At 56.3% G+C, this 24548-nt stretch carries 20 protein-coding genes; 4 read left to right on the top strand and 16 right to left on the bottom strand.

The features are described 5' to 3' along the window. Positions 1–118: 118 nt before the first annotated feature. From pyrE to M0P74_14675, 16 genes are all read right to left on the bottom strand, one after another. Positions 119–718: an orotate phosphoribosyltransferase gene (pyrE, locus tag M0P74_14750; protein MCK9364844.1), complete on the bottom strand. Its 600-nt coding sequence runs from the start codon at positions 716–718 to the stop codon at positions 119–121. A 147-nt stretch (positions 719–865) separates the two neighbouring features. Beyond that, complete coding sequence (locus M0P74_14745; GenBank protein MCK9364843.1) at positions 866–1843, bottom strand: nitronate monooxygenase; 978 nt, start codon at positions 1841–1843, stop codon at positions 866–868. Positions 1844–1936: 93 nt separating this feature from the next. Beyond that, positions 1937–2800, bottom strand: coding sequence for a tryptophan synthase subunit alpha (gene trpA / locus M0P74_14740; protein MCK9364842.1), 864 nt, complete (start codon positions 2798–2800; stop codon positions 1937–1939). Beyond that, the gene (trpB, locus tag M0P74_14735) at positions 2800–3996 is read right to left on the bottom strand and encodes a tryptophan synthase subunit beta (protein ID MCK9364841.1); all 1197 of its coding nucleotides are present in this window, start codon (positions 3994–3996) and stop codon (positions 2800–2802) included. Before trpB ends, trpA begins: the two co-directional genes overlap by 1 nt. A 275-nt stretch (positions 3997–4271) precedes the next feature. Further along, on the bottom strand, positions 4272–4943 hold the full coding sequence (locus tag M0P74_14730; GenBank protein MCK9364840.1) for a phosphoribosylanthranilate isomerase: 672 nt from the start codon (positions 4941–4943) through the stop codon (positions 4272–4274). Continuing rightward, complete coding sequence (gene trpC, locus M0P74_14725) at positions 4940–5719, bottom strand: indole-3-glycerol phosphate synthase TrpC (GenBank protein MCK9364839.1); 780 nt, start codon at positions 5717–5719, stop codon at positions 4940–4942. Before trpC ends, M0P74_14730 begins: the two co-directional genes overlap by 4 nt. After that, complete coding sequence (trpD, locus tag M0P74_14720; protein ID MCK9364838.1) at positions 5716–6726, bottom strand: anthranilate phosphoribosyltransferase; 1011 nt, start codon at positions 6724–6726, stop codon at positions 5716–5718. The genes trpC and trpD overlap by 4 nt, the downstream gene beginning before the upstream one ends. 145 nt (positions 6727–6871) lie before the next feature. Then, positions 6872–7444: an aminodeoxychorismate/anthranilate synthase component II gene (locus M0P74_14715; protein ID MCK9364837.1), complete on the bottom strand. Its 573-nt coding sequence runs from the start codon at positions 7442–7444 to the stop codon at positions 6872–6874. A gap of 72 nt (positions 7445–7516) precedes the next feature. Then, positions 7517–9004 carry an anthranilate synthase component I gene (gene trpE, locus M0P74_14710; GenBank protein MCK9364836.1) on the bottom strand — a complete coding sequence of 496 codons (1488 nt, stop codon included), beginning with the start codon at positions 9002–9004 and terminating at the stop codon, positions 7517–7519. 287 nt (positions 9005–9291) lie between these two features. Beyond that, positions 9292–12486: a type I restriction endonuclease subunit R gene (locus M0P74_14705; protein ID MCK9364835.1), complete on the bottom strand. Its 3195-nt coding sequence runs from the start codon at positions 12484–12486 to the stop codon at positions 9292–9294. After that, the gene (locus M0P74_14700) at positions 12483–14024 is read right to left on the bottom strand and encodes a putative DNA binding domain-containing protein (GenBank protein MCK9364834.1); all 1542 of its coding nucleotides are present in this window, start codon (positions 14022–14024) and stop codon (positions 12483–12485) included. Before M0P74_14700 ends, M0P74_14705 begins: the two co-directional genes overlap by 4 nt. A 48-nt stretch (positions 14025–14072) precedes the next feature. Continuing rightward, a complete protein-coding gene (locus tag M0P74_14695) occupies positions 14073–14672 on the bottom strand; it encodes a type IV toxin-antitoxin system AbiEi family antitoxin domain-containing protein (GenBank protein MCK9364833.1) in 600 nt (199 codons plus the stop codon). Positions 14673–14744: 72 nt separating this feature from the next. Continuing rightward, positions 14745–16028, bottom strand: a complete 1284-nt coding sequence (locus M0P74_14690) for a restriction endonuclease subunit S (protein ID MCK9364832.1) — start codon at positions 16026–16028, stop codon at positions 14745–14747. After that, positions 16028–17140, bottom strand: a complete 1113-nt coding sequence (locus M0P74_14685; GenBank protein MCK9364831.1) for a PDDEXK nuclease domain-containing protein — start codon at positions 17138–17140, stop codon at positions 16028–16030. Before M0P74_14685 ends, M0P74_14690 begins: the two co-directional genes overlap by 1 nt. Positions 17141–17297: 157 nt before the next feature. Further along, a complete protein-coding gene (locus M0P74_14680; protein ID MCK9364830.1) occupies positions 17298–18848 on the bottom strand; it encodes a type I restriction-modification system subunit M in 1551 nt (516 codons plus the stop codon). A 565-nt stretch (positions 18849–19413) separates the two neighbouring features. Beyond that, a complete protein-coding gene (locus M0P74_14675) occupies positions 19414–20706 on the bottom strand; it encodes an MFS transporter (protein MCK9364829.1) in 1293 nt (430 codons plus the stop codon). Positions 20707–21047: 341 nt separating this feature from the next. Between M0P74_14675 and M0P74_14670 the strand changes: the two genes are divergently transcribed. The 4 genes from M0P74_14670 to M0P74_14655 all read left to right on the top strand — a co-directional run. After that, on the top strand, positions 21048–21959 hold the full coding sequence (locus M0P74_14670) for an NAD(P)-dependent oxidoreductase (protein MCK9364828.1): 912 nt from the start codon (positions 21048–21050) through the stop codon (positions 21957–21959). 601 nt (positions 21960–22560) lie between these two features. Continuing rightward, positions 22561–22911 (top strand): metalloregulator ArsR/SmtB family transcription factor, encoded by a 351-nt coding sequence (locus M0P74_14665; protein ID MCK9364827.1) that lies wholly within the window; start codon positions 22561–22563, stop codon positions 22909–22911. A gap of 163 nt (positions 22912–23074) precedes the next feature. Next, positions 23075–24247 (top strand): permease, encoded by a 1173-nt coding sequence (locus M0P74_14660; protein MCK9364826.1) that lies wholly within the window; start codon positions 23075–23077, stop codon positions 24245–24247. Positions 24248–24401: 154 nt separating this feature from the next. Further along, positions 24402–24548 (top strand): thioredoxin family protein (locus tag M0P74_14655; GenBank protein MCK9364825.1); only part of this gene is annotated, 147 nt, incomplete at its 3' end.

Here is a 24548-nt window from a genome sequence, read left to right as displayed (position 1 = left end):
GGCTCAATCACAAAATCCTCAACGTAGCGCTGCTACGTCTTCGGTTTTGTTCAATCGCCGCAACCAAATCCAACTCAAATCTGAGCGCAATTTTGCCCAGGTTATTTGTGGACAGGCGCTAAACGGTTTTCAGGGCGCCTATATTTCCCCCCCTGTACCGGCTCATAATCTCCGTTCTTGTCAAAACGGCGTCCACCACTACCCCCTGGGCCTCGATGTTCTGCCGGCCGTTTTCCTCTTCCCGATCGATCAGGACGATAGCGTGTTTTATGACCAGTCCCGCCTCCCGGGCCTGTTTAATTGCCGTTATCGTCGAGCCGCCGGTTGTAATCACGTCGTCCAGCACCACAACCTTCTCGCCGCGCGTGACGTTGCCCTCGATCGCGTTTTTAACGCCGTGATCCTTCACATCCTTGCGGACGATAAAGGATTTAATCGGCCTTCCCTTCTGAAAAGAGATAACCGCCAGGGCGTTGGCAAGCGGATCGGCGCCCAGGGTGAGGCCGCCCGCCGCGGTTACATCAACTGTTGCCAGCATGGAATAGAGAATCTGCCCGATCAGGTTCATCCCCTCCGGGTCAAGCGTCGTCGGTTTGCAGTTGAAGTAGTAGTTGCTCTTGTGCCCCGATGCAAGTGTAAAGGGTGGATTTTCGCTGTATTTGAACGTCCTTTCAAGAACAATTTCGATCAGCCGCTCCTTCATTTTCTGTATGTCCATTTTTTTCTCCGTTGTCACGTTTATATGAAAATCCCCCCATCCCCCATTACCAAAGGGGGGTAAGGGGGGATTTTCATGCTTCGTTGTGCCCGACACGGGCATGGGGGTTTTAAAAAAACTATGCCCACAAGTTCCGCGAATGCCTTCTCAACAAACAAGGCCGGGCAGGCGCTTTTTGATTATGGCCTCGGCTTCGGCCATAATGCCGTCTAAAAGTTCCTTGCAGGAGGGGATGTCTTTTACCAGCCCCATGCTGAGCCCGATCGCGAAATTGCCCTTCTCGATGTCTCCCTCTTCGAGCATCTGTTTTCCCACTAGCCCTGAGACTAAGGGGATAAGGTCTTCAATCTTTGTATCCCCGGGTCTGCCTTCGATCTCCAGCACCTTCCGGGCGACCTCGTTGTTGAGCACCCGTTCGGTGTTTTTCAGCGTTCGCATGATCAGCTTTGTATCGAGTTCACTGTGGTCAACAATGGCCTGTTTGAGGTTGATATGCATCGGCGTTTCCTTGGTGGCCGCAAATCGCGTCCCCATGTTCATGCCGTCGGCGCCCAGCGCCAATGCTGCCACCAGACCCCTGCCGTCGGCAAAACCGCCGGAGGCGATGAATGGGATTTTTATAGCGTCTCGTGTCAGTGGAATGAGTATCAAAGAGGTTACATCGTCCTCGCCCGGGTGACCGGCCGCCTCGAAGCCGTCGATACTGATCGCGTCGCAGCCGATTTTCTCCGCCTTGATCGCATGACGGACCGAGGTGCATTTGTGGATCACCTTGATCCCGGCGGCCTTGATCTGTTCCATATAAGGTTCAGGATTTCTGCCGGCGGTCTCTAAGAATTTTATCCCCTCCTCGGCGCATACCTTGATATAGGCGGGGTAGTCCGGGGGGCGCAGGGTCGGCAGAAAGGTCAGGTTGACGCCGAAAGGCTTGTCGGTCAGGTTGCGGCATTTGCGGATTTCCGCGCGCAGGTCTTCAGGGTTCGCAAAGGTCAGGGCGGTCATGAAGCCGATGCCCCCGGCGTTGGCGACGCCCGCGGCAAGCTCCGCCCTTGATATCCACATCATTCCGCCCTGGACAATCGGGTGCTCAATGCCGAACATCTCGGTAATACGTGTCTTTAACATAAAAATACCTCCTTATGGATGATGGCTTTTTATTTCTCCTTAAAATTATTACCCACTGTCGAGGTCATTTCTATTGTTTGCAGCGATGAAAAGTCAAGATTTTTTCTTCCCGGAACTTCTTTTCTCGCCATTTACCGGAAAGTCGGCTTGATTCAGAGGTGCGGCGTCGAGCGCCTGACGAATTCCTGCCGCGAAGGAAGCGATGTCCGGGAGCAACTCGTTGCTTTTACCATTTGCGCCGATCAGCTTTACCAGGGCGCTGCCGACCACCACGCCGTCGGCCAGGGCCGCGATGCTCGCCGCCTGCTCGGGCGTTGAGATCCCGAAGCCAACGACGGTTGGGAGCGAGGTAATTGTCCTCAGGTTTTTCATGTCATTGCGTATATCTTCAAGCACCGGCTTGGCCGTTCCGGTGACGCCGGTCACGGAAATGTAGTACAGGAATCCCGACGCCCGGCCAACCATTTTCCGGATTCGCGCAAGTCCGGTCGTCGGGGCGATGAGGGTGATGAACGAAAGCCCGGCCGGGTCCGTGTAGCGCCGCAGTTCATCGGCTTCCTCGGGGGGGAGATCGACAACGAGAATCCCGTCCACCCCGGAAGCCCCCGCCGCGGCGGCGAAGGCAGCGTTTCCGTAGTGCAGAACAGGGTTGTAATAACCGAAAAGAACGATCGGCAGCCGACTCTTTTTACGGACGGTGGCAATCATTTTAAAGATATCATCCAGCTTTATCCCCTTTTTCAGCGCCCGTTCAGAGGCCGCCTGGATTATCGGGCCATCCGCGACGGGATCGGAAAAGGGAACGCCGATTTCGATGATATCCACCCCGGCCCGCTCCAGGGCAGGAATCAGCATCCCGGTTGTCCGCAAATCGGGATCCCCCGCGGTAATGTAAGCAATGAATGCCTTTTTTCCCTCTTTTTTTAAGGCGACAAATTTTTCTTCAATTCTTCCCATTACTTTTGTACCTCCTTGCTTTCGGAGATCGTCTGCGCATCCTTGTCTCCGCGGCCAGAGAGATTGACGATGATTATTTTCTCCCTGGCCATGCCGGGGGCGATTTTGATTGCATGGGCGAGGGCGTGCGAACTCTCCAGCGCGGGAATGATCCCCTCCAGATGCGACAGCAGCATGAAGGCAGCCACGGCCTCTTCGTCGGTGACGGTCAGGTAGTTTACCCGGCCCGTATCGGCAAGCCAGGCATGCTCCGGCCCGACCCCGGGATAGTCAAGCCCGGCGGCGATCGAATAGGCGTCAAGAACCTGACCGGAGTCGCTCTGGAGAAGGTAGGTCTTGTTGCCATGCAGAACCCCGATTTGCCCGGCGGTAATGCTCGCGGCATGAAACCCCGTTGTCAGACCCTTTCCTCCCGCTTCCACGCCGGTCATCGCGACCGCGCTATCGCCGAGAAACGGATAAAAAAGCCCCAGGGCGTTGCTGCCCCCGCCGATGCAGGCGACAAGCAGATCGGGAAGCCGACCCTCCTTTTGCAGAATCTGTTTTTTCGCTTCCCTGCCGATGACGCTCTGAAAATCGCGCACCATTGCCGGGTAGGGATGCGGTCCGGCCGTTGTGCCGATCACATAGAACGTGTCGCGCACCGAGGCGACCCAGGCGCGCATTGCCTCGTTCATCGCGTCTTTGAGGGTTGCGGTTCCGGCTGAAACCGGTACGACTTCGGCCCCAAGGATTTTCATCCGGAAGACGTTGTGCGCCTGCCTGCGGATGTCCTCCGTCCCCATGAAAATCCGGCATTCCATGCCCAGCAGGGCGGCGGCGGTCGCGGTTGCAACGCCGTGCTGACCTGCCCCGGTTTCCGCGATCACCTTTTTCTTTCCCATCCGCCGGGCCAGGAGCGTCTGCCCCAGCGTATTGTTTATCTTGTGCGAACCGGTGTGATTCATGTCCTCTCGCTTCAGATAGATCTTCGCCCCGCCGAGGGCCTCGGAGAAGCGCCGTGCATCGTAGAGCGGGGTCTTGCGTCCCGCGTACTCATGAAGATAAAAGCTGAGCTCCTTTTGGAAGCTCCTGTCCTGTCTGGCCGCCTTGTAGGTAATATCCAGCTCCAGCAGGGCGGGCATCAGCGTTTCGGCCGCGTAGCGCCCCCCGAAAATTCCGAAATGGCCGTTTTTATCCGGCAGTCTGGTTTGCATGATCTGAAAATTTCCTCCTCTATGAAATCTTTTCCCGCCCTTGCGGGCGCCAAAGCAGTTACTCTGACTGCTCCTGCCGCATTTTCTCAGCAACTGGTCGCTCATCGGTCGTTACAGGCAAATGCCCCGGACGCGACGGAGCGCATCCCTCCAATTTGATGAACATTAAGCGTAGTACGGGTGGTTCGCGAACCGCCCGTAGTGTGAGGACTGCGCAAAGAACGAATGAATGACCCCAACCCACCTAAACACCTACAGACTATCCACCTGAGTAGTTATCTTTTCTTAAAGATGCCGTTTGCGTGGGCAGCGGCGCCGGCCGTTGCGGAGAGTTTCATATTTTTTACGATCCCGATGAACCGCTTCATTCGTTCATGATCCTTTATCCCCGGCGCTTTCTCAATGCCGCTGTTGATATCGACGGCTACCGGCTTCACCGTTGTCAGGGCGGCGGCGATATTTGTCTCGTTAAGTCCCCCGGCGATGATCAGCGGATATTTTTCAGCGGTCCTGGCGGCAAGCTCCCAGTCGGCCTTCGTGCCGGTTCCGCCGTACCGGCCGTCATGGCGGGAGTCCGCCAGGAAGGCCCGGACATGGTAGCTCTCGAGGCAGGCAAGATCGTTATCGCTATTGAGAAAAACGGCCTTGACTATTGATTCCGGCGGGAAGCGGCGGCAGTATTCCGGGGATTCGTCTCCGTGCAGTTGAATAACGTCCAGTCCGCAGATGTCGGCTGTCTTTTTTACCTCAGCCTCGCCGCTGTTGACGAAAACCCCGACCCTGGTTATGGTGGGCGGCAGCAGCTTTATTATTTCCTTTGCCTCTATGGGAGATACATATCGGGGACTTGCCGGATGAAAGATAAACCCGAGTGCGTTTGCCCCCAAAGCTGCTGCTACGAGGGCGTCCTCGCGATTGGTGATTCCGCAGATCTTTATTTCGATCATCGTTCCCTCTTCCCTGCAAGCTCCCGCAGTTTCACCCCGGCGTCCGGGGCGGAAAGGAGCGCCCCGCCGATCAAAAACGCGTTGAAGCCCGACTCGCGAAGCGCGGCGATGTCCTGTTCTGCTTCTATCCCGCTTTCGCTGACTGTTGTCAGCCCAGGAGGGATCAGCGGCGCCAGTTCCCGCGATACGCAGAGGTCTGTTGCCAATGTATTCAAATTTCGGTTGTTGACGCCGATAATGCGGGCGCCGGAGGCAAGCGCGGCCAAGAGTTCTTCCCGGCTGTGGACCTCCACCAGCGCTGCGAGACCAAGTGATTCCGCTTGCTTGCGGTAGTTGTGGAGTTCCCTCTCGCCCAGGAGGGACGCGATCAGCAAGAGGGCGTCAGCCCCGATTGCCCGGGTTTCCGCGATCTGATAGGGATCGATAATGAACTCCTTCCGGAGGACTGGGAGCAAAACGGCGTTTTTGACGGCGGCGATGTCATTGTCGCTTCCCCCAAAAAAGGTCTCGTCCGTCAAAACCGAGATAGCCGCCGCCCCGTTTTGCTCGTAGAGAAGGGCGATTTTTGCCGGATCAAACTCCTTTCGGAGCAGGCCATGAGATGGAGAGCGCCGCTTGATCTCGGCGATGATCGCGATTTCCCGCTTCAGCGCCGTGGAAAAATCTCTTGTCGGAGGCATCCGGGCAATCGTCTCTGCCAATGCCCTCAAAGGTGTTTTCTTCTGGCGCGTGGCGACTTCGTCCCGCTTTTTCGCAACAATTTCATCCAGGATCAACCGTTGCTCCTCTCTTTCAGCTCGCGCAGCTTCCCCAGAGCGGCGCCGCTGTCGATGCACTCTTGTGCCGCCGCAATCCCCTCGGCGATGGTGTTTGCCTTACCCCCGGCGACGATGGCGAGCGCCGCATTCAGAACGACGATCTGACGGGACGCCCCGGAGGCGGTCCCCGTGAGAATATCCAGCGTGATCCCGGCGTTTTTTTCGGCATCCCCGCCGGCAAGATCTTTATCCGGATAAACCTCCCCCAGTAAATCTATCGGATCGATATTGTAAGTGGAAATAAACCCTTCGTTCAATTCTGAGACCCTCGTCTCCCCGGTGACGGTCGCCTCGTCAAGACCGCCGCCGTGCACGATAAACGCCCGTTTTGTCCCGAGATTCTTCAATACCCCGGCAAACATCTCCGTAAGCTTCGGATCATACACGCCGATGAGCTGCGCCGTCGCCCCGGCGGGGTTGGTCAGCGGTCCCAGCATATTGAAAATAGTGCGGATGCCGATTTCCCGGCGGGGGCCGATCGCGTATTTCATCGCGCCGTGGAGTTGCGGGGCGAAGAGAAAGGCGATCCCGATCTGCTGGAGGCACTCCTCCATGATTTCCGGCCCGACGTTTATGTTGACGCCCAGTGCTTCGAGGACATCGGCGCTGCCGCAGCGGCTCGAGACGGCCCGGTTGCCGTGCTTGGCGACGGTCAACCCCGCTGCCGCGACAACGAAGGCCGTTGTCGTCGAGATATTGAAGGTATTCATGCCGTCGCCGCCGGTGCCGCAGGTATCGACGACAACGGACGAACGGGCGTCTATCCTCGTCGCCATTCGCCGCATGGTCCGGGCGGCCCCGGTCAGTTCCTCAACAGTTTCGCCCTTGATCCGAAGCGCCGTCATGAAGGCGGCGATCTGGGCGGGAGTGGCCGCCCCTTCCATAATCTCCCCCATGGCCGAGAGCATCTCCTCTTCCCGCAGATTTTCGCCGGCAACCAGTTTCGCTATTGTTTCCTTGATCATATCTCTCTCCCCCATTTTCATCTGAAAATATAACTCAACTTGTTGAAAATATTGCATCCAACTTCCCTCCCCTTCAAGGGGAGGGAAAGGGTGGGGATGGGTTCGCCCCTCAATTTTCATTCCCCTTTGCGATGGCAGGCCGTCGTTAATGTTTCACCATTGTCAGGAAATTGCGGATGATCCGCTTGCCGGACGGCGTCAGAATCGATTCGGGATGAAACTGGATTCCCTCAATCGGCAGCGACCGGTGCCGCAGCCCCATGATTTCCCCTTCGGCGGTTTCCGCGCTGATTTCAAGGCAGTCGGGCAGCGAGTCCCGTTCGACAATCAGCGAATGATAACGGCCGGCGGTAAACGGGTTGGCGAGGCCTGCAAAGATCGTCCTGCCGTCATTGGCGATCGGCGAGGTTTTTCCATGCATGACCCGCTTGGCCCGGATGACGCGCCCCCCGAAGGCCTGGCCGATTGCCTGATGTCCAAGGCAGACCCCGAGAATCGGCAACTCCTGGTGAAAACGGCGGATCACCGCGACGCTGATTCCCGCCTGTTCGGGTGAGCAGGGGCCCGGCGAGACGACGATCGCCTCCGGCTGCAGCGCCTCGATTTGCGCAATCGTGATCGCATCATTGCGATGCACCTCCACCTCGCCGCCCAGTTGGCTTATGTACTGCACCAGATTGTAGGTGAACGAGTCATAATTATCGATCATCAAAATCATTTTTTCCCTCCTTTGCTTATGCTTTGGCATCCGTCCGCCGGTTTGTCGCGACTGTCTGTCTATGTAGGTACGTTACAGTTCCAGGCCGTTTTCCGCAAGGCGCACCGCCTGGAAAACCCCTTCCGCCTTGCCCAGCGTTTCCTGATATTCGCTCTCCGGATCGGAATCGGCGACGATTCCCGCCCCGGCCTGGATAAAGACCTCGCCGTTGCGAAGCAGCATCGTGCGAATCGTGATGCAGAAATCTGCGTTTCCTCCATAGCTGAAATAACCCACCGCCCCGCCATAAGCCCCGCGCGGGGATGGTTCCAGCTCCGCAATGATCTCCATTGCCCGCACCTTCGGGGCGCCGCTCAGTGTCCCGGCGGGAAAGGTCGCCCGCAGCAGATCATAGGCGTTCTTCCCTTCCTGCATTTGCGCCTGCAAGAGCGAAACAAGGTGCATGACGTGGGAATAGCGCTCCACCGCCATCAGCCGGTTGACCTGAACGCTGCCGGTGCGGGCGATTCGCCCCAGGTCGTTGCGCCCCAAGTCCACCAGCATGACGTGCTCCGCCCGTTCCTTCGGATCCTGCAGCAGTTCGTCGGCAAGCTTCCGGTCTTCCTGCTCGGTTTTCCCCCGGCGTCGGGTCCCCGCAATCGGCTTGAGCTCGGCGAGGCCCTCCTCGAGACGGACCATCACCTCCGGTGAGGAACCAATGAGATGCGTGTCGTCTATCTTCAGAAAGAAAAGGTAGGGGGAGGGGTTTACAAAGCGCAGGGCCCGGTAGAGAGCCGAGGGGGACGCGGTTGTCGGTCGGTGGAACCGTTGCGCCAAGACAACCTGGATGACGTCTCCGGCCATGATGTACTTTCGCGCCTGGTCGACCATCGCCAGATACTCCTGTTTTTCTATCTCCGGGTGAAACGATTCCTCCGGTACGGTGGGTTGGGAACTGCTGATTGCGGGAACGGCGGGAGAGCGCAGAATTTCCAGCAGCTCATCGATTTTCCGCACCGCGTCCGAGTATGCCGTTTGCAGATCCGTGTTTTCGTCGATAGCGGCCGAGGAGACGATTTTTATCGTGTGCCGGACATTGTCGAAAATGACCATGGTATCGGTTATGAGAAAGACGGCATCGTCTTGATCGCTGCCGGGCATTCGGTGCTCGGGAAGCCGCTCAAAATAACGAACGGTGTCGTAACCGAAAAAACCGACGGCGCCGCCGTAAAAACGGGGCAGTTCCCCCACGGAGACCGGGCGCCGGCGCCCCAGCAGCTCCTCCAGAACTCCGAGCGGGTCTCCCTTATGAGGAATTTGCCGGGATTCTCCATTTTCCTCAATAATCACATGATCTTTACGAATCCTCACAATGATCTTCGGATCCGTTCCGAGAAAGCTGTAACGCCCCCATTTTTCCCCGCCTTCCACGCTTTCCAGCAGAAACACCCGGGGTCGATCGGCCAGTTTGAGCAGCAGCGTCACGGGCGTTTCCGCATCCGCGAGCAGTTCGCGAAAAACGGGGATCAGGTTTCCCTCGTTCGCCAGTTTTTGGAATGTTTCAAAATCCGGTACATGCATGATCAAATTCTCCATAAATTTTCAGGATTAAAAAAGGCCGCGAATCGTCACGGCCTTTTTTAATCCTGAAAACAAAAAAACCGTGGCTGCCCCAAGAGGCTGCCACGGCTGTATTTTTTACATCAATGATGGTCAAACGCGGTCGGCAAACCTCTCCCCTTCGTATTTGCTCCACCAGCGCCAGTTTTTGCAGGCATTATTCACAGTCATTTCATCCACACTTTTCATTAACCTTTAAAAACGGCTTTTCCCCTACCAGAGTGAAAACGCCCTGTCAACAAATTTTTTTAATGTGCTTCATAGGCAGCGCCAAGGCTGTTTCCTTTTTCATACACGCTGCGCCCCGCGCCGTAGTAGGCGTCATAGACGTGCTGGAACACGGCCGTTGTTTTCTGCTCAAAAAGCTTTGGCGTATAGATCCTCGGCAAGCCTTGGTCCAGCAGTTTCTCGATCGTCACCCGCACTTCGGCGCGGGCCTGCTGGCGTTTGCGCCAATCGAGCACCAGTTTGCCCGCTTTGAGCGTTGATAGCAGTTCCCTGGCAGTGGCTTTGACCTTTTCCCGATCCGCGTCGCTCATGTCGATCTGCGGCTTGGTCAGGAGGTCGAAGAGCGCCAGCTCCTCTTCACTTAATTGCTCGCCCACGCCCCGCTGCTCTTCTTCATTCAGACTCCGGGCAAAGGCCACCAGTTGCAGGAAGAACTCCTCGGCGTTGAGGCTGCCCGCGTTGTAGGCGTCGATCATCGCCTGGAATTGCTCTAGATAATCCATCCTGGTGCGGTTCTTCCGCACCAGGACCATGAGCTTCTGTGCAACCGTTCCCTTGAGCTTCTCGTTCAAAGTGCGCCTGCGCCCCGTCTTGAACTTCTCGGCCAGCTTCTCGAAGTCGATTTTACTCAGGTCAAGCCAATGATCGGCGTCAAAGGGTGAGGTTGGTTCGCGGATCACATAGCCCTCGGTGGCGATCGACTGATCGAGGAGCCCTTCCACCTGTTGCATGACCTGAGAGATGTCCGCCGGCCGTGTCAGCGCACGGATTTTGTCGGCGATCACTTGGAGAGGCGACACTTCGGCGGCAAATTCCTTTACCGCCGGGTCGGGCAGCACGGCCTTGTAGAGTCGCAGAACCGTGTTGGTCAGATCGAGATAGCGGAGCTTGATCTCTTCGGAGGCGACCAGCGCCTCCACGGCGTCATCGAGCAAACCGACGCGGGCAAATCCCTCGGCGGCCTGGATGGCTGCAAGGTTTACCCCGTGCTCCCGGCATAACCCCCGGGCCTCCGCCAACGCCTGACGCAGTGCTGCCACCAATGCCGACTTGTCTTCAACCGGCTTATTGCCGCCCGCCGTACCGCCGGCCCCATAGATGGCCAACGCCCTCTCCAGGTTGCGGAACACCCCGGCATAGTCCACGATCAGGCCGCTCACCTTGCCCGGATAGACCCGGTTGGCCCGGGCGATGGTCTGCATCAGGGTGTGGTTGCGCATCGGTTTGTCGAGATAGAGGGTCGAGCAGCTCGGCACGTCGAAGCCGGTCATCCACATGGCGCAGACAAAGACCAGACGGAAGGGGTCGTCGGGATTCTTGAACTTCGTCTCCAGATCCTCATCGACCATGCGCTTGCGGTGCGGGCGGATGTCGAGCTCTTTTTCGCTCATCTCGGCAATCTCGTTTTGCCCTTGGGAGACGACCACCGCCATGTCGGTTTCCTTCATCCGGGCAATCTGCGCTTCGATTTCCCCCCGGGAGCCGCCCTCCGCCCCTGCCGCCTCGGCCAGCAAGGCCGCGATCTTTTCGCCCCAGTACCGCTTGACCTTGTCATACATGCGGATGGCTGTGGCCTTGTCGATGCAGATCATCATGGCTTTGCCCTGGAAGCCCCGTCCCGTGAAATGCGTTACCAGGTCCTTGGCCACCGCCTCCAGTCGATCGTTGCGGGTGATCAGGCGGTACTCCCGGGCGAACTCCCTTTCCAGCTTCTTCTCCTGCTCCTCGTCCAGTTCAGCCGCCTCCAGGAGGCGTTCCATATCCTCGTTGAGGTTGTCATTGAGCAGTTGCAGTTCCGGGATGCGGTTCTCGTAGTAGAGCGGCACCGTCGCGCCGTCGGCCACCGACTGCTGGAAGTCATAGACGCTGATGTAGTCGCCGAAGACCTGCCGGGTCTTCTCTTCGCCGACGATCAGCGGCGTGCCGGTGAAAGCCAGAAAGGCGGCGTTCGGCAGGGCCGTGCGCATGTTCAGCGCCAGGGTGTCGTACTGGCTGCGGTGCGCCTCGTCGGTGATGACGATGATGTCGGACCGTTCCGAGAGCACCGGATGCGTTTCGCCCTGCTCGGTGCGGAACTTGTGGATCAGGGTGAAGACGTAGCGGTGATCCTCGGCGAGGAGCTGCCGCAGGTGTTTGCTGCTTTCCGCCTGGGCGTGGTTTTCCGTCACCACCCCCGCCGAGGCGAAGTGCTTGTAGATCTGGCCGTCCAGTTCCTGCCGGTCCGTGACGACCACGAAGGTCCAGTTTCCCGGCAGTTTGCGCAGCACCTTCTGGGCGAAGAACATCATCGCCACGCTCTTGCCGCTGCCCTGGGTGTGCCAGAACACCCCCAGCTTGCCTTCCCGCTGCCGGATGTCGGCCAGGGCCGCAAGCGCTTTGTTGACGCCCAGGTACTGGTGGTTCTTGGCCGTGAGCTTGATTAGCCCGCCGGGGACCTCCTGAAAGAGGCAGAAATTCTCCACCAGATCCAGGAAGCGCGTCGGGTCGCAGACGCCGCGCAGCATCGTCTCCAGCGATCCCTCGCCCGCCTCATCCTCACTGCCGACCTTCTTCCATGCGGCGAAGTGCTCCCAGCCGGCGGTAATGCTGCCCACACGGCTTTGGCTGCCGTTGGAAAGGATGACCAGGGCGTTGGGCCAGAAAAGCTGCGGGATGGTGTCCTTGTAGTCACGCAGGTTGCCGGTGAAGGCGGTCTCCAGGCGGCGGTGGGCGGCCTTGAGTTCGATGAACAGCAGCGGCAAACCGTTGACGAAGCCCACCAGGTCGGCCCGCCGGGTGTGCATCTCGCCCGTGACCCAGAACTGCGAACAGAGCAGGAAGTCGTTTTGGGCCGGGTCGTCCCAGTCCACCACCCGCACCACCTCTACCGTCTCGCCGTCGCCTTCGGGATCGGGCCGGGGAACGCGCACGCCGTTCTTGAGGAGGTGGTAGATCTCTCGATTGGCAGCCGCCGCGCTCATCCGGGACCGGTCGCGGGTCAGTTCCTCGATCGCCTGATGGACGGCCTCCGGCGAGGCCTCGGGATTGAGCCTCAGCAACGCTTCCCGCAGGCGGGATTTCAGCACCACCTCATCCCTGGTCTCCCGGCCCAGACTGCTCGCGCCGTGGTCGAACTCGTGATAGGCGTTGAGAGTCTGCCAGCCCAGCGCAGCCAGGAGGGCAATGGCCGGTCGTTCGATCAGGGCGTCTTCGGTGTAACCGGAGGGAGGGGTCATGAAGGAGTCTCCTTTTCAGCGTGCGCAAGGACTGTGCGACCGGCAGCGGTGGTGCGGTACCGCTGTTTCGAGCTGCGTGGTTTTTCGGGGATGGTCATTTCGATCCATCCGGCTTTGATGAGCGGATTCAAGACTTGGTGCCTGAACTTGGTGCGATCAGAACGCTCTGCAATTGCCATAAGATCAACTAACATGCTGTCTTTAATGCATTTCCGCAATATTTCAACTTGGTGCCGACTTAGTGCCAACTTGGTGCCTACTTGTCCCGCAACTTGTGGGGCACTTGAGGGGTGCTTGGGGGGTACTTGTGGGGTGGCTTCCACGTCATGGGCCTTATCATGTGCCTGATTTGATCCCTTCTTGGTCCCGACTTGTGCGGTACTTGGTGCCTCTTTTGCGCCCGCCTGCGTCCGTACCTCCGGACTGGGATAGAAGATCGCGGTGAAAAATCCGTTCTCCTCGAAGGTCGGTGGCGGACAATGCTGTGCCCGTGCCTCCTCGCGCATTCGCTTGATACCGGTTCCTGCCTTTTCGATGAAAGTGATGCGGTGGAGCAGGTCGGCAAGCAGGGCATTACGGCGGATGCTCTTCCGGCCAAGGTCGGCAAGCTTCATCCCCTTGGGCAGGCCGCCGGGGCTGGAGATCTCGATCCGGTCGGTATAGATCTCCACGAAAACATTGGCCCCCTCCATGAACCAGTCGCGATGCATGACCGCATTGGTGATGGCTTCGCGCAGGGCCTTCATCGGGTATTCCGGGACGTCCTCCCGGCGCAGCCCTTCAATCCGGTAGGCCGTGCGGGTATTGCGCTCGATGAAGCGCAGGCTGTCCTCGATATCCGCAACGATGCCGCCGGCAAAATCCTTGCGGTCCAGGATGTGCACCTTGTCCGTGCCTTTGGCCAGGAGACAGGTGACGTAGGCCTGGTTGAAAAAATGTCTGACGTTCTTGGCGAAGAAGAGAACACCGGCATTGCGGAAAAGGAGCTTGGTGCCGGAACGCTCGGCTGCTTCGATGTTGACCAGAACGTCCTCGGTGCTGGGACGGCCGGTGATGCCGCTCAACCGGAGCCAGGCATTGTACTTCTCCCGGTCGAAGTCCTGAGGGTAGCGGAATTTCGGACAGACCGAGGTATCGAAACGGATAGCCCCCTCACTGCGGAACAGATCCCGAATCTCATCTCGGCTGAGCTTCTGGGTAACGGCGCCCTGCCGCCAGAAATAACCGTCGCTGCACTGCACCGGCTTTGATTCGCTCTCGCGAACTGTCACCACGATGACCTCGCCGATTCGTTGCAGCAGGATCTTCACCGACGGGTCGCAGTTGCGGGCGATGTCCTGGATACGGGCGCGTAGCGCGTTGGTATCGGCAATCCCCTTGACGGTGCCGTCGTCGCGCACCCCCAGCAGAATCTTGCCCCCTGCCGTATTGGCAAAGCCCACCAGCTCGCGGGCAAAGGAAGAGGATAGACTCTCCTTGTACTCCAGCATGACGCCTTCGCCCTCCTGGAGCAGGATATCGAGATCGGTGGTTTTCATGCTACGACTTCCCCTGAGTGTGCCCCCTGTTTTCTTTCTCCCGGGCACTCATACAGTAGCCTCCAGATAGGGACGTATCACCGTGAACACCCGACACACTTTGGCCGCCTCCGCCAAGTCATCCATACTGGCCAGGCGGGACCGCCATACCTCGCGAAGTGCCTCGATGGCCACATCAAGGCCAACCTTGTTGCGAAACTTGAAACAATCCGCCACGGTTTTCGCCGGCGTATAAACCTTGATCCCAATCCCCTGGACCGTGTGCTCCCTAATGCCGAAAGCATAGGATTCGCCGGACATGTAAGTCAGATTCAGAGGCGGGTAATCCATCTGCGGCCGCCAGCCCCCGCGTGGCACCGTGATCCAAACTTCATGGGGTATCTGCGTCGTCAGATCGTGAAACCTGAGGGCGGAAAGCAGGCAGACCACCCCTTTGGGTACACGTTTGGCGACTTCGATCAAAACGCCATGCTCCGTTGAAAGGGCGCCCGGAATTTGATAAAGCCCACGGGCCGTCCGCTCGATTTTACCCGCCTTGCACAACTCGTACAGGTGATTGCGAGAAATACCGACCGCTTCCACATCTGCCGCCGTGGTCACTCCGAGCCTGCCTGCAATCTCCAGTATCCGCTCTTTATCCTTCACCATTGACGCCCCCTGCAATTCCTATTCAGATATACATAAGTGAAGAGTAAATGCAAGATAAAGCTCCGGGTGCCTTCATGCTTCGGCCTCCGCGGGAATCGTGATGTCCAATTCCGACACATCCAACTTGCCGGAGATGAGCTTGGGGAGGAGCAGGTCGCGGGTGCGGCAAAGGGTTCCATTCGCATGGAGCAAGCGACAGCAAAGCTGAATCATAGGCTCTGCAGATGCTGCCCATTGCTCCTGGAGCGCAATATGTGGCAATACGATCTGAAACTGTCGGAAAGCCTGTAAAATTATCCTTGGCAAAGCTGCGCCAGATACAAAACCGGTCATTCTCGTTTTCATGTCCGGCTCCCGAAGTGTCATCGCTAAGACATGAGGATTGATTTTTTCGCTAGGCCGCAGAATCGCTATTGACGATAACAATGCGACATCAAAATCGCGTTCGACAACAAAACAGTGCTTTAGATAGCTTCCATCCTTTGCTATAAGCACGTCATTCTTGCACATCTTACAGTCATTACGAACCAAATTATGAAATTCTTCTTCACTGATTTTTCGGCATGTATCGATGTTGATTCCCCAGTCGTGCATATCTTTGACTGATGCCATTGGATATCCATAATCGGTGGTCTTAGGGCTGTAATGAGATCCATCAGTAATTCGGCTACAAACATTTTCCAAGGATACCACCTCCCAACCCTCAGGAATTCTGCCAAGTGGGGAATCGGTGAAGCGGGCGTACTGGTGGCCAGGGAAGCGGAATTTGACAAACCACTCGCGGTAGAGGTTCTGCGCCATTTCCTCCAGAATTTTGATCCGCCGCAGATTATTCTCGATCAGATCGTCGTAGGCGGAGAGTATCGACGCGATTTTTCGCTGCGTAGGGCGGGGGGGGACTTCTATTTCTATCCCCTTCAATAGAACAATTGTGAATGCGGACTGAGATGACCCAATAGTTGCTTTGCATAGCTCTGCCCATCCCTGCGGAGAACCCAGCCAATAATAGAGATAATGACTGTCGAGTTCTTTGAAATTGCGAAACCATGTGAGATTCCCGTCCTTAAAATAGAACCTGTCGCTAGGTTTCACCACATAGACTGAACCGAGTGTGCCCACAGATGTGAGAAGTAAATCGCCAGGCTTTGGTACACCAAACTTTCGTTCAATCTCCTTGAACTTTTCTTCGGCAATGAACAATTCTGTCGAAATATTGATATTCCCTTTATATTTCTCGGTAATCTCCTTGCCACGATAGAAAGGCACACCTTCAGAGACGTAATCTGCAGCAAAGATACGTTTGCTTGAGGTTATTTCGCATAGCTCTTCCATTCGCTTTGAAGGCCAGTTGCTCATCACTTCCCCTCCTGCAACTTCACCACATTCTTGGCAACGCCCTTTTTCCCCAGGCTCTCCAGCTGTCTGCGGGCAAGGGCGATAGCTTTGCGGAGTTTCTCTTGCAGCACCTCTTTCGGCAGAGAATCGGTAAGGTATTCGGCGACGTGGATGCCGGAGCGGCCCAGTTCCAGCAGTTCGATCTGCTCCTGCTTCTTGCCGGCGCAGAGAATTATGCCCAGAGGCGCATCTTCTCCTTCGCGACGCTCGTATTTATCCAGCCAGCGCAGATAAAGCTCCATTTGTCCCTTGAATGCGGGTTTGAAGTCGCCCAGTTTAAGTTCAATTGCCACCAGACGACGCAATCGCCGATGATAGAAGAGCAGGTCGAGATAGAAATCATCGCCGTCCAAGGTGATGCGTTTCTGACGTTCGAGGAAGGCGAACCCAATTACCAGTTCCAAGATGAATGATTCCATCTCGCGTAAAATGGCGGCTTCGACATCCTTTTCGGCAAACGTGTCCCTGAGGCCGAGAAAATCCAGAATATAAGGATCACGAAAGACGAGTTCGGGGGTCAGTTTGTCTGTTTGGTGTAGCGACTGTAGCTCCTGTTCGATCAGCTTTTCCGGCTTGCGCGAGAGCGCCGTGCGCTCGAAAAGCATGGAATCGATTTTCTTCTCCAGAGTTCGTGTAGACCAACCTTCAATGCGGCACATTTCACCGTAGAAGTCGCGTTTGAGGGGGTCGTCCATACCAATGAGCAGACGAAAGTGGGTCCAACTTAATTTCGCACGCAGTGCGTGCAAAATCGCTTCATCGGGAAAAACTTCAGAGAATTTAACCATGTACGAAATATTGCGTTCGTTCCAGCCACGACCGTACTCAACCGTCAATTTCGCCGACAGTGTCAGCAAAATCTCCCGGCCGTATTCGGCACGTTTCTCCTGAAGGATATCCTCTCGAATCCGTCTGCCCACGTTCCAGTAGAGCATGGTCAGGGCGGCATTGACCGTCGTGGCGACGGCATGCCTTGTCTCCTCGATCATCCGGCGGAGGTCTTCCAGTAACACCGGCGTGGGTTCCGGCACGGCCGGTTTCGTTTTCTCTAAACCCCTCTTTTTGTTTGCCATCACGCCACCTCCAGCAACTTGACCACATTCTCGGCACGCCGCTCTTTCAGTTTCCGGGTATCGCGTGTGTCTGAAAAAAGTTTTGAAGGTATCGCATTTTGCGATACCTTGAGCTCTATCGCTTCTTCATTGGGATTTCATCCACTGAAGACAAACGCTATCCCTCCAGCAACTTTGCTACATTCTCGGCGATCCGCACTTCCAGTTCCCGGGCCTTGGCATTGAGGATTTCCAGTTCCTCGTTTTGCTCCTCCAGCCGCTCCTTGAAGTCGAAGTCATCCTCTACACGGGCAGTTACACCCACATAGCGGCCGGGGTTGAGGCTCCAGCCCTGGGATTCAATTTCGGAGAGTGTTGCCACCTTGCACAGGCCGGCCACGTCCGCGTATTTGCCGTCGTGAAAGTGCTCGGCCAGCAGGTCGGCGCTGTCGTGCAGGTTCTCGAGGGCTTCGCCCCGGTAGAGCCGGGCGATGTTGGCCAGAAACTCGATCTGCGCCGGGGTCCAGTCCCGGTGGGCGCGGTCGATCTGGCGGTAGATCTGGCGGGCGTCGATGAAGAGCACCTGATCGGCGCGGGCGTTTTTTCCTTTGCCTCGGTCGAAGAACCAGAGGGTGCAGGGCAGGGTGACGGTGTAGAAGAAGTTGGAGCCGACGGCGACCATCACATCCACGGCGCGGGCTTCGATGAGCTGTTTGCGGATCTCCAGTTCCGAGCTGCGGGCGTCGGAGGCGGAGTTTGCCATGACGAACCCGGCGCGGCCGGTTTCCGAAAGGGCACTGTAGAAGATCTGAATCCAGAGGTAGTTGGCGTTGTCGGTGCGGGGAAGGCCGAGGGGGAAGCGCGGGTCGTCCTTGAGCCGCTCCTTGTCCACGCGGTCCACGTTGAAGGGCGGATTGGCCATGACGAAGTCGAACTTGCCGGGGGAGCGGTGCAGGTCCTCATAGTAGGCGTTCCCCTGGCGGATGTCGCCAGCCAGACCGTGGACGGCAAGGTTCATTTTGCCCAGGCGGACCGTCTCGGCCACCTTCTCCTGACCGTAAATGGAAAGCTCGGCGCCGGGGTTTTTCTGGTGCTCAGCGACGAAGCGGGCGCTCTGGACGAACATGCCGCCGGAGCCGCAGGCCGGATCGAAGATGCGGCCCTGGAAGGGTTCGATGATGCCGACGATGAGCTGGACGATGGCGGTGGGGGTGAAGAATTCGCCGCCCTTCTGGCCCTCGCTCATGGCGAAGTGGCCGAGGAAGTATTCGTAGATCTTGCCGAAGGCATCTCCCTCGATATCCATGGGGACGGAGTTCATGGTCTTGAGCAGTGGGTTGAGCAGGGCGTTCTCGAAGCGGTTGTAGGTCTTGGGCAGCACATCCTTGAGGTCGGGGTTCTCCGCCTCGATGGCGCGCATGGCCTCGTTGATGGCCGCGCCGATGTTGGCCCCCTCGGGCAGGGTGAGCAGCGTCGAGAAGCGGGCCGCTTCGGGCAGGTAGAGGACGCCGCGGGCCTGATAGTCTGCCGGGCCGATCTTCCGCCGCCCTCCACATCCGGCGCCTGTCAGTTCTTTTGCCGCCTCCTGAAATTTATGGTCGGCGTAGCGCAGAAAGACAAGCCCCAGCACGGGGACGGAGTATTCGGAGGATTTCAGCTTGGAATTGGCCCGCAGCTCATCGGCCGCGGCCCAGAGGCGGGATTCTATTTGGTTGCCGTTATGGTTCATGAGTTCTCCCGGGGATGCCTGCCATGCTATTCGTGCTTAAGTGTGCCTTGTGCAATATGCAATATGATATTGCTTTTTTGAGGGCGGAGTATAGGTATATTTTCAGTGTACGTCAATGAAAACAATTACATTGCTTCTGAGCCAATTGCAAAACTCCTAACGCTGTCATTCCCGATAGAGGCATTGTGGACATCAAGCTGCGCTTTCGGGAATGACAAAACGTTTTGCAATTGCCTCCTCTGTAATATTATTATCTCGTATTGAAGCATGAACGAGTTTATATGAAAAAATAATTTATGTAAACAATATCGCTTCGTTACATTGCGGTGTTTTTGGGGATCCCGGCACCCCCGGACGCGACGGAGCGCGTCCCTCCAGCATGTACATATTTTCATCGTTCGTTGTGCATCCCAAGGCAGGGGGGTTGTTGGGAAGAAGCTCGGTTTTTTTTGATCGAAGGAAATGGCCAACAATGTTTAAAGCGAGACCAAGACTGAGAGTGGAGAATGGCAATAGCGCCCCACAGAATCCGAAGGGGAATTGCTATGAGAAAGCCCTGAAAGAATCATTCCTCGCCGCCATCATTTTTGGGGGAATTGGGGGATTTGCCTGTCGAGCCGGGCGTCATTGCTTTGCTCAGACGGTAGGTGCGGACGGTCGGCGAAAGCAGCAGAACAAAAAAGGGGACGATTGCGGCGATGCCGGCAAGAATAATGGTGATTGGCTTTGGCCCGCCGAACAGGTCGGAGCCAATGCCGGCGATTAACCCGCCCAGGGGGAGCAGCGCAATATTCAGATTGACGACGCTGGTTACACGCCCTCGCAAATTGTCCGGGATGGAGAGCTGAAGCAAGGTCTGGTTGGTGGTCAGAAAGATCATTTCGAAGAATCCGCTCAGTGCCAGGAGGGGTAAAGCGATCAAGAGAGTTGTGCTGAAGGCAAAGGCTATCAGCGAAAGACTGAGCAGAAAAAGGGATGCAAGTTGGAGGATGCCCCGGCGCTCAAAGTGGCCCAGCGAGGCGGTGACGACGCCGCCGACAATGCCGCCTACGCCTACAGAAGACATGAGGAATCCCAAAACCTTACCAGACCCGTCGTTAAAAACCTTCACGGCATAAATTGGCGGCAGTATGACAAAGACAGGTATAATGAGCAGGGGCAGGATCATGCCCATCAGCATAAAGGCCTTGGTGGTGCGCTCCCTCATTACATACCGGATGCCTTCCAGGATATTTTCCAGAGAAGAGCCCTGGACTATATTTAATTTTCGCGCCGGAAACTTGATTTGCATGATGGTAAGGGCGACGAGTAAATAGACGCCGGCCTGGATGAGGAAATTGCCCCCGGGACCAAACCACAGGATGAGAAGCCCGCCAATCCCGGGGCCAAAAGAGCGCATCAGACTCCAGCCTGTCTGGACAAGCGCCACTGCATTGGGGGTAAAGGAGCGTGTTACCAGATCAAAGACAAGTACCTGGCGGAGGGTCACATCAATGGTTTGGGCCATGCCGCCCAGTAAAGAGAAGACGAAGAGGTACCGGAGGCTGTTGTGGCCGAAAAGCAGCATAAGTCCAAGCGCCAGGGTAATGGTAAAAAGCCAGCCATTTATTATCAGAAGGAGAATACGGCGGTTGAGGCGGTCTATCAAGATGCCGGATATCGGTATCATAACCAGCAATGCGGCCGCCCTGACCATATTGATGGTTCCCAGCATAGTGCCGGACGCAGTCAGGTCATAGACGAGCCAGCTCAAGGTGACCTGCTGGATCCACTGGGCGGCATTGGAGAGGGTGGTTCCCGTCAGCAGCAAGCGGAAGTTGCGAATGGACAGCGAGGCGAAAGTGCCGATCTTTTTCACGGGATCAGAACCAACGCCAGTTCTTCAACAAACTTGATTATTTCCCTGACTGCTATGGTCTTGTGAAGGAGAACATAGAAGTTCTCATCCGCAGTTATTGTTAATTTTTCTTGCATTGAAAAACCCTTCCTCCGTACGAGTAGCGCACCTGTTTTGCGCGGATATTGCTTTTTCGCCGATGGAGTATAGGGATATTGGAAATGAACGTCAATGAAAACCGCTCACATTTTACGGAAAAAATGTTGACACGCGGAAACGTTCTTCGTATCGTTGCCCCGTCTAAAACCTGATTGGACAGGCGATAAAAACTGGCGTAGGAAATTACAGGAGGGAACGAAGAGATGGCCGAGATAAGAACAGACAGCTTTGACTCAAAAACAATTGCCTTTATCGGGCTGGGGAATATGGGAGCGCCGATGGCGGAGCGTTTGCTCCGAGCAGGCCACCAGTTACGCGTCTATGCGCGGAGGCCGGCAACAGCGGCGCCGCTTGCCGCGCTGGGGGCCGCTGTTGCTGTAAGCCCAGACGCTGCCTCCCGGGGAGCGGATTTTGTTTGTGTCATGGTAACCAATACAAGTGACGTCGAAGCCGTTCTGCTCGGGCCGAACGGCGCCATAGAGGGTGCTGTTTCCGGAACGCTTTGCATCGTTTTCAGCACCATTTCCGCCGTCGCCGCGCGCAATATTGCCCTGTCGCTTGCGGAAAAGGGGGTCGCTTTTATCGACGCCCCCGTTTCCGGCGGCGTCAGGGCGGCCTGCGAAGGATCGCTTGCCATTATGGTCGGAGGCGAGCCGGAAGCGCTGGAAAAAGCCAGGCCGCTTCTGGAGCTTCTGGGAAAGGCGATTACCCATGTCGGCCCGGTTGGCAGCGGCCAGCTTGCCAAGGCCTGCAATCAGATTGTCCAGGTTGTCAACATCCAGGGCATCGCCGAAGCGATGCATTTTGCCCGGGAAAATGGAGGCGATCTGGAAAAAATCCTTGCCGCCATCGCCCCGGGATTTGCCGGAAGCCGCATGCTGGGCATGATGGGGCCCAAGATGGCGAAACGGGATTTTTCCGCCGGGATCGAGGCGCGCCTGCATGAGAAGGATTTCCGCATTGTCAAGGAAATAGCCGACAATGCCGGCATTGATCTGCCCGTGGTAACCCTGGTCGCGCGACAACTAAGGGTTCTGATGGAAAAGGGCTGGGGATACGATGACACCTCCTCGCTGTTGCGGGTTCTGGAGGCGCAGCAGGGGAGAGACGTTTAATCCTAAAAACCCCCATGCCTGGGTCGGGCACAACGAAGCATGAAAATCCCCCCTTGCCCCCCTTTGGCAAAGGGGGGATGGGGGATTTTCATACAAAACAGAGGTAATTGCAAAACTCCCCATTCTTGTCATTCCCGCAACGATTCTGAGCGGGAAAGCGAAGTTTAATGTTCATAATCTGGTTCTAACTGCTTGAAAAACCATATTATGAACATTAAGCTTCGCTTTCGGGAATGACAAATGGTTTTGCAATTGCCTCGCCTGAATAACCTGTTTTCCAAAAGCCCTGCCCAAACTCATATCCTTAAAAAGATTACATATTGGAAATATATCCAAAGATGAATATAATGATTTATCATTTTTTCTGTCTGTTCTTTTTAATGCTTAAATGGACAAAATGATGTGGCGATGGCATGCGGAGCGAAGCGTTAGATATCGAACGCTATAAGCTGAAAAAGATTTCTTATATCTGAGGTTTCAGGGAGAAGAAAATGGGGGTGGCCGCTCGCCAATTACGGGGTTGTCAGAGGCATTAAAAAAATTACTTGACAACGGCTTTGATGGCAACTATATTCCCGACCAGAAATATGGAGGGGATGTTATGGAAGAATTTATCAAGGTCATGAAAGCGCTTTCCGATCCCAATCGGGTGAAGCTGCTGAAGCTGCTTCAGAAGCGGGAGATGTGCGTTTGCGAAATCCAGGCGGCCCTCGGGATTGCCCAGCCTACCGTTTCCAAGCATTTGAAGATACTGGAGGTTACGGGGCTTGTAGTGAGGGAAAAGAAAGGTCTCTGGGCGAACTACTCGCTGAGCGACGGCAGCCGCAGCCCCTATGCGGCTTCTCTCTTGGGGAACCTTCGGCACTGGCTCGAGGACGACCCGAAGATCATAGATCTCTTTGCCCGGAGTGAAGGTCTCTGCCGGTCAGAGCTGTGTCGTATCCGCGAGTGATTCTGGAAATTTCCCATGGCATAATGGCATAACGGTTTCCCCGGGTTGTTTTAAGGTTCTGCTGCGGAATTTATCCCGGGATGGTATTTTTAGGTGCGGGTGCGTCGGATAAGAAATATCAGGGTATGGTCCCTGAACTAAGGAGGAAGGGAAAAAGGTTATTATGAAAGAACGAACAAAACTATTGATCATCGTGGCCGGTTTTCTGGCGGCCTATTTCATTCCGTGGAATCATGAGGTAATCCGCCGGTCAGGTCTGGAGGCCTTCATGATGCTCCAGGATTACGCCCGTCAGCATGTCCTGACCTGCCTTATCCCCGCTTTTTTTATCGCCGGGGCGATCGCGGTCTTCATTTCCCAGGCCTCGGTACTGAAGTACTTCGGCGCCCAGGCCAGCAAGTTCCTCTCCTATTCGGTCGCCTCGGTTTCGGGGACGGTTCTGGCCGTCTGTTCCTGCACGGTGCTGCCGCTTTTCGCGGGAATCTACATGCGAGGGGCGGGGATCGGCCCCGCTACGGCCTTTCTTTATTCGGGACCGGCAATCAACGTCCTGGCGATTGTCCTGACGTCGAAGGTGCTGGGCTGGCAGTTGGGTCTTGCCCGGGCGATTGGCGCGGTTGTTTTTTCCGTCGTTACTGGTCTTTTGATGGCGTTCATTTTCCGAAAGGATGACGCGAACCGGATGGCTGGGAAGATCTACCTTCCGGACGAGGACGGAAAAACTCGCAAGCTCTGGCAGGATGCCCTCTATTTGCTGACGATGGTGCTGATCCTTATCTTTGCTTCCTTCGCAAGGCCTTCGGCCGATGATACGGGTATCTGGCAAATTCTCTTCGCTGCCAAGTGGTATGTGACAGCGACGCTGCTGATCGTTCTTGCCCTCATCCTGAAGGCATGGTTCTTCAAGGGCGAATTGACCTCCTGGGTCGAGTCAAGCTGGGGCTTCATGAAGCAGATACTGCCGCTCCTCCTGGGCGGGGTTCTTGTGGCGGGTTTTCTCCTTGGTCGTCCCGGCTACCAGGCCCTGATCCCGGAGTCGGTCATTGCCGGTCTGGTTGGCGGCAACTCCCTCTGGGCGAATCTTTTCGCCGCGGTTTCGGGGGCGCTCATGTATTTTGCGACGCTGACGGAGGTGCCGATCCTCCAGGGGCTGCTCGGCGCCGGGATGGGAAAGGGGCCCGCTCTCTCTCTGCTTCTGGCAGGACCGGCTTTGTCGCTACCCGCAATGCTGACGCTGACGGGGATTATGGGCTGGAAAAAGACCCTTACCTACTGCGCCATCGTTGTGGTCCTGTCCACTACAGCAGGGATGATTTACGGCACTTTCATCGCATAAAGGAGCGGCGAGAAATGGTGAGAAACAGAAAAGCGGTTCCGCAAGGAGATTTGGAACTGGATTATGAAAAACTGCTAAAGAGAAAGAGGAGCGGCTTGTAGGGGGAAAACTCTCCATCATACTTGCAAAGCTCTATTAAAAGGAGATGAAAGCAATGGAAATAAAAATATTGGGACCAGGATGCGTTAGTTGTGAAAAGGTTGAAAAGCTCGTCAGGGAGGCGGTTGCCGAGGCCGGCATTGCGGCGGATATAGAAAAGGTTGCCGACGTCATGAAGATTGTCAAATACGGTGTTTTCGGC

This window comes from Syntrophales bacterium (genome assembly GCA_023229765.1).
In the GTDB taxonomy this organism is placed as follows: domain Bacteria; phylum Desulfobacterota; class Syntrophia; order Syntrophales; family UBA5619; genus DYTH01.
The sequence above is the reverse complement of the archived record's forward strand: the minus strand, read 5'-3'. Positions and strand labels throughout refer to the sequence as shown.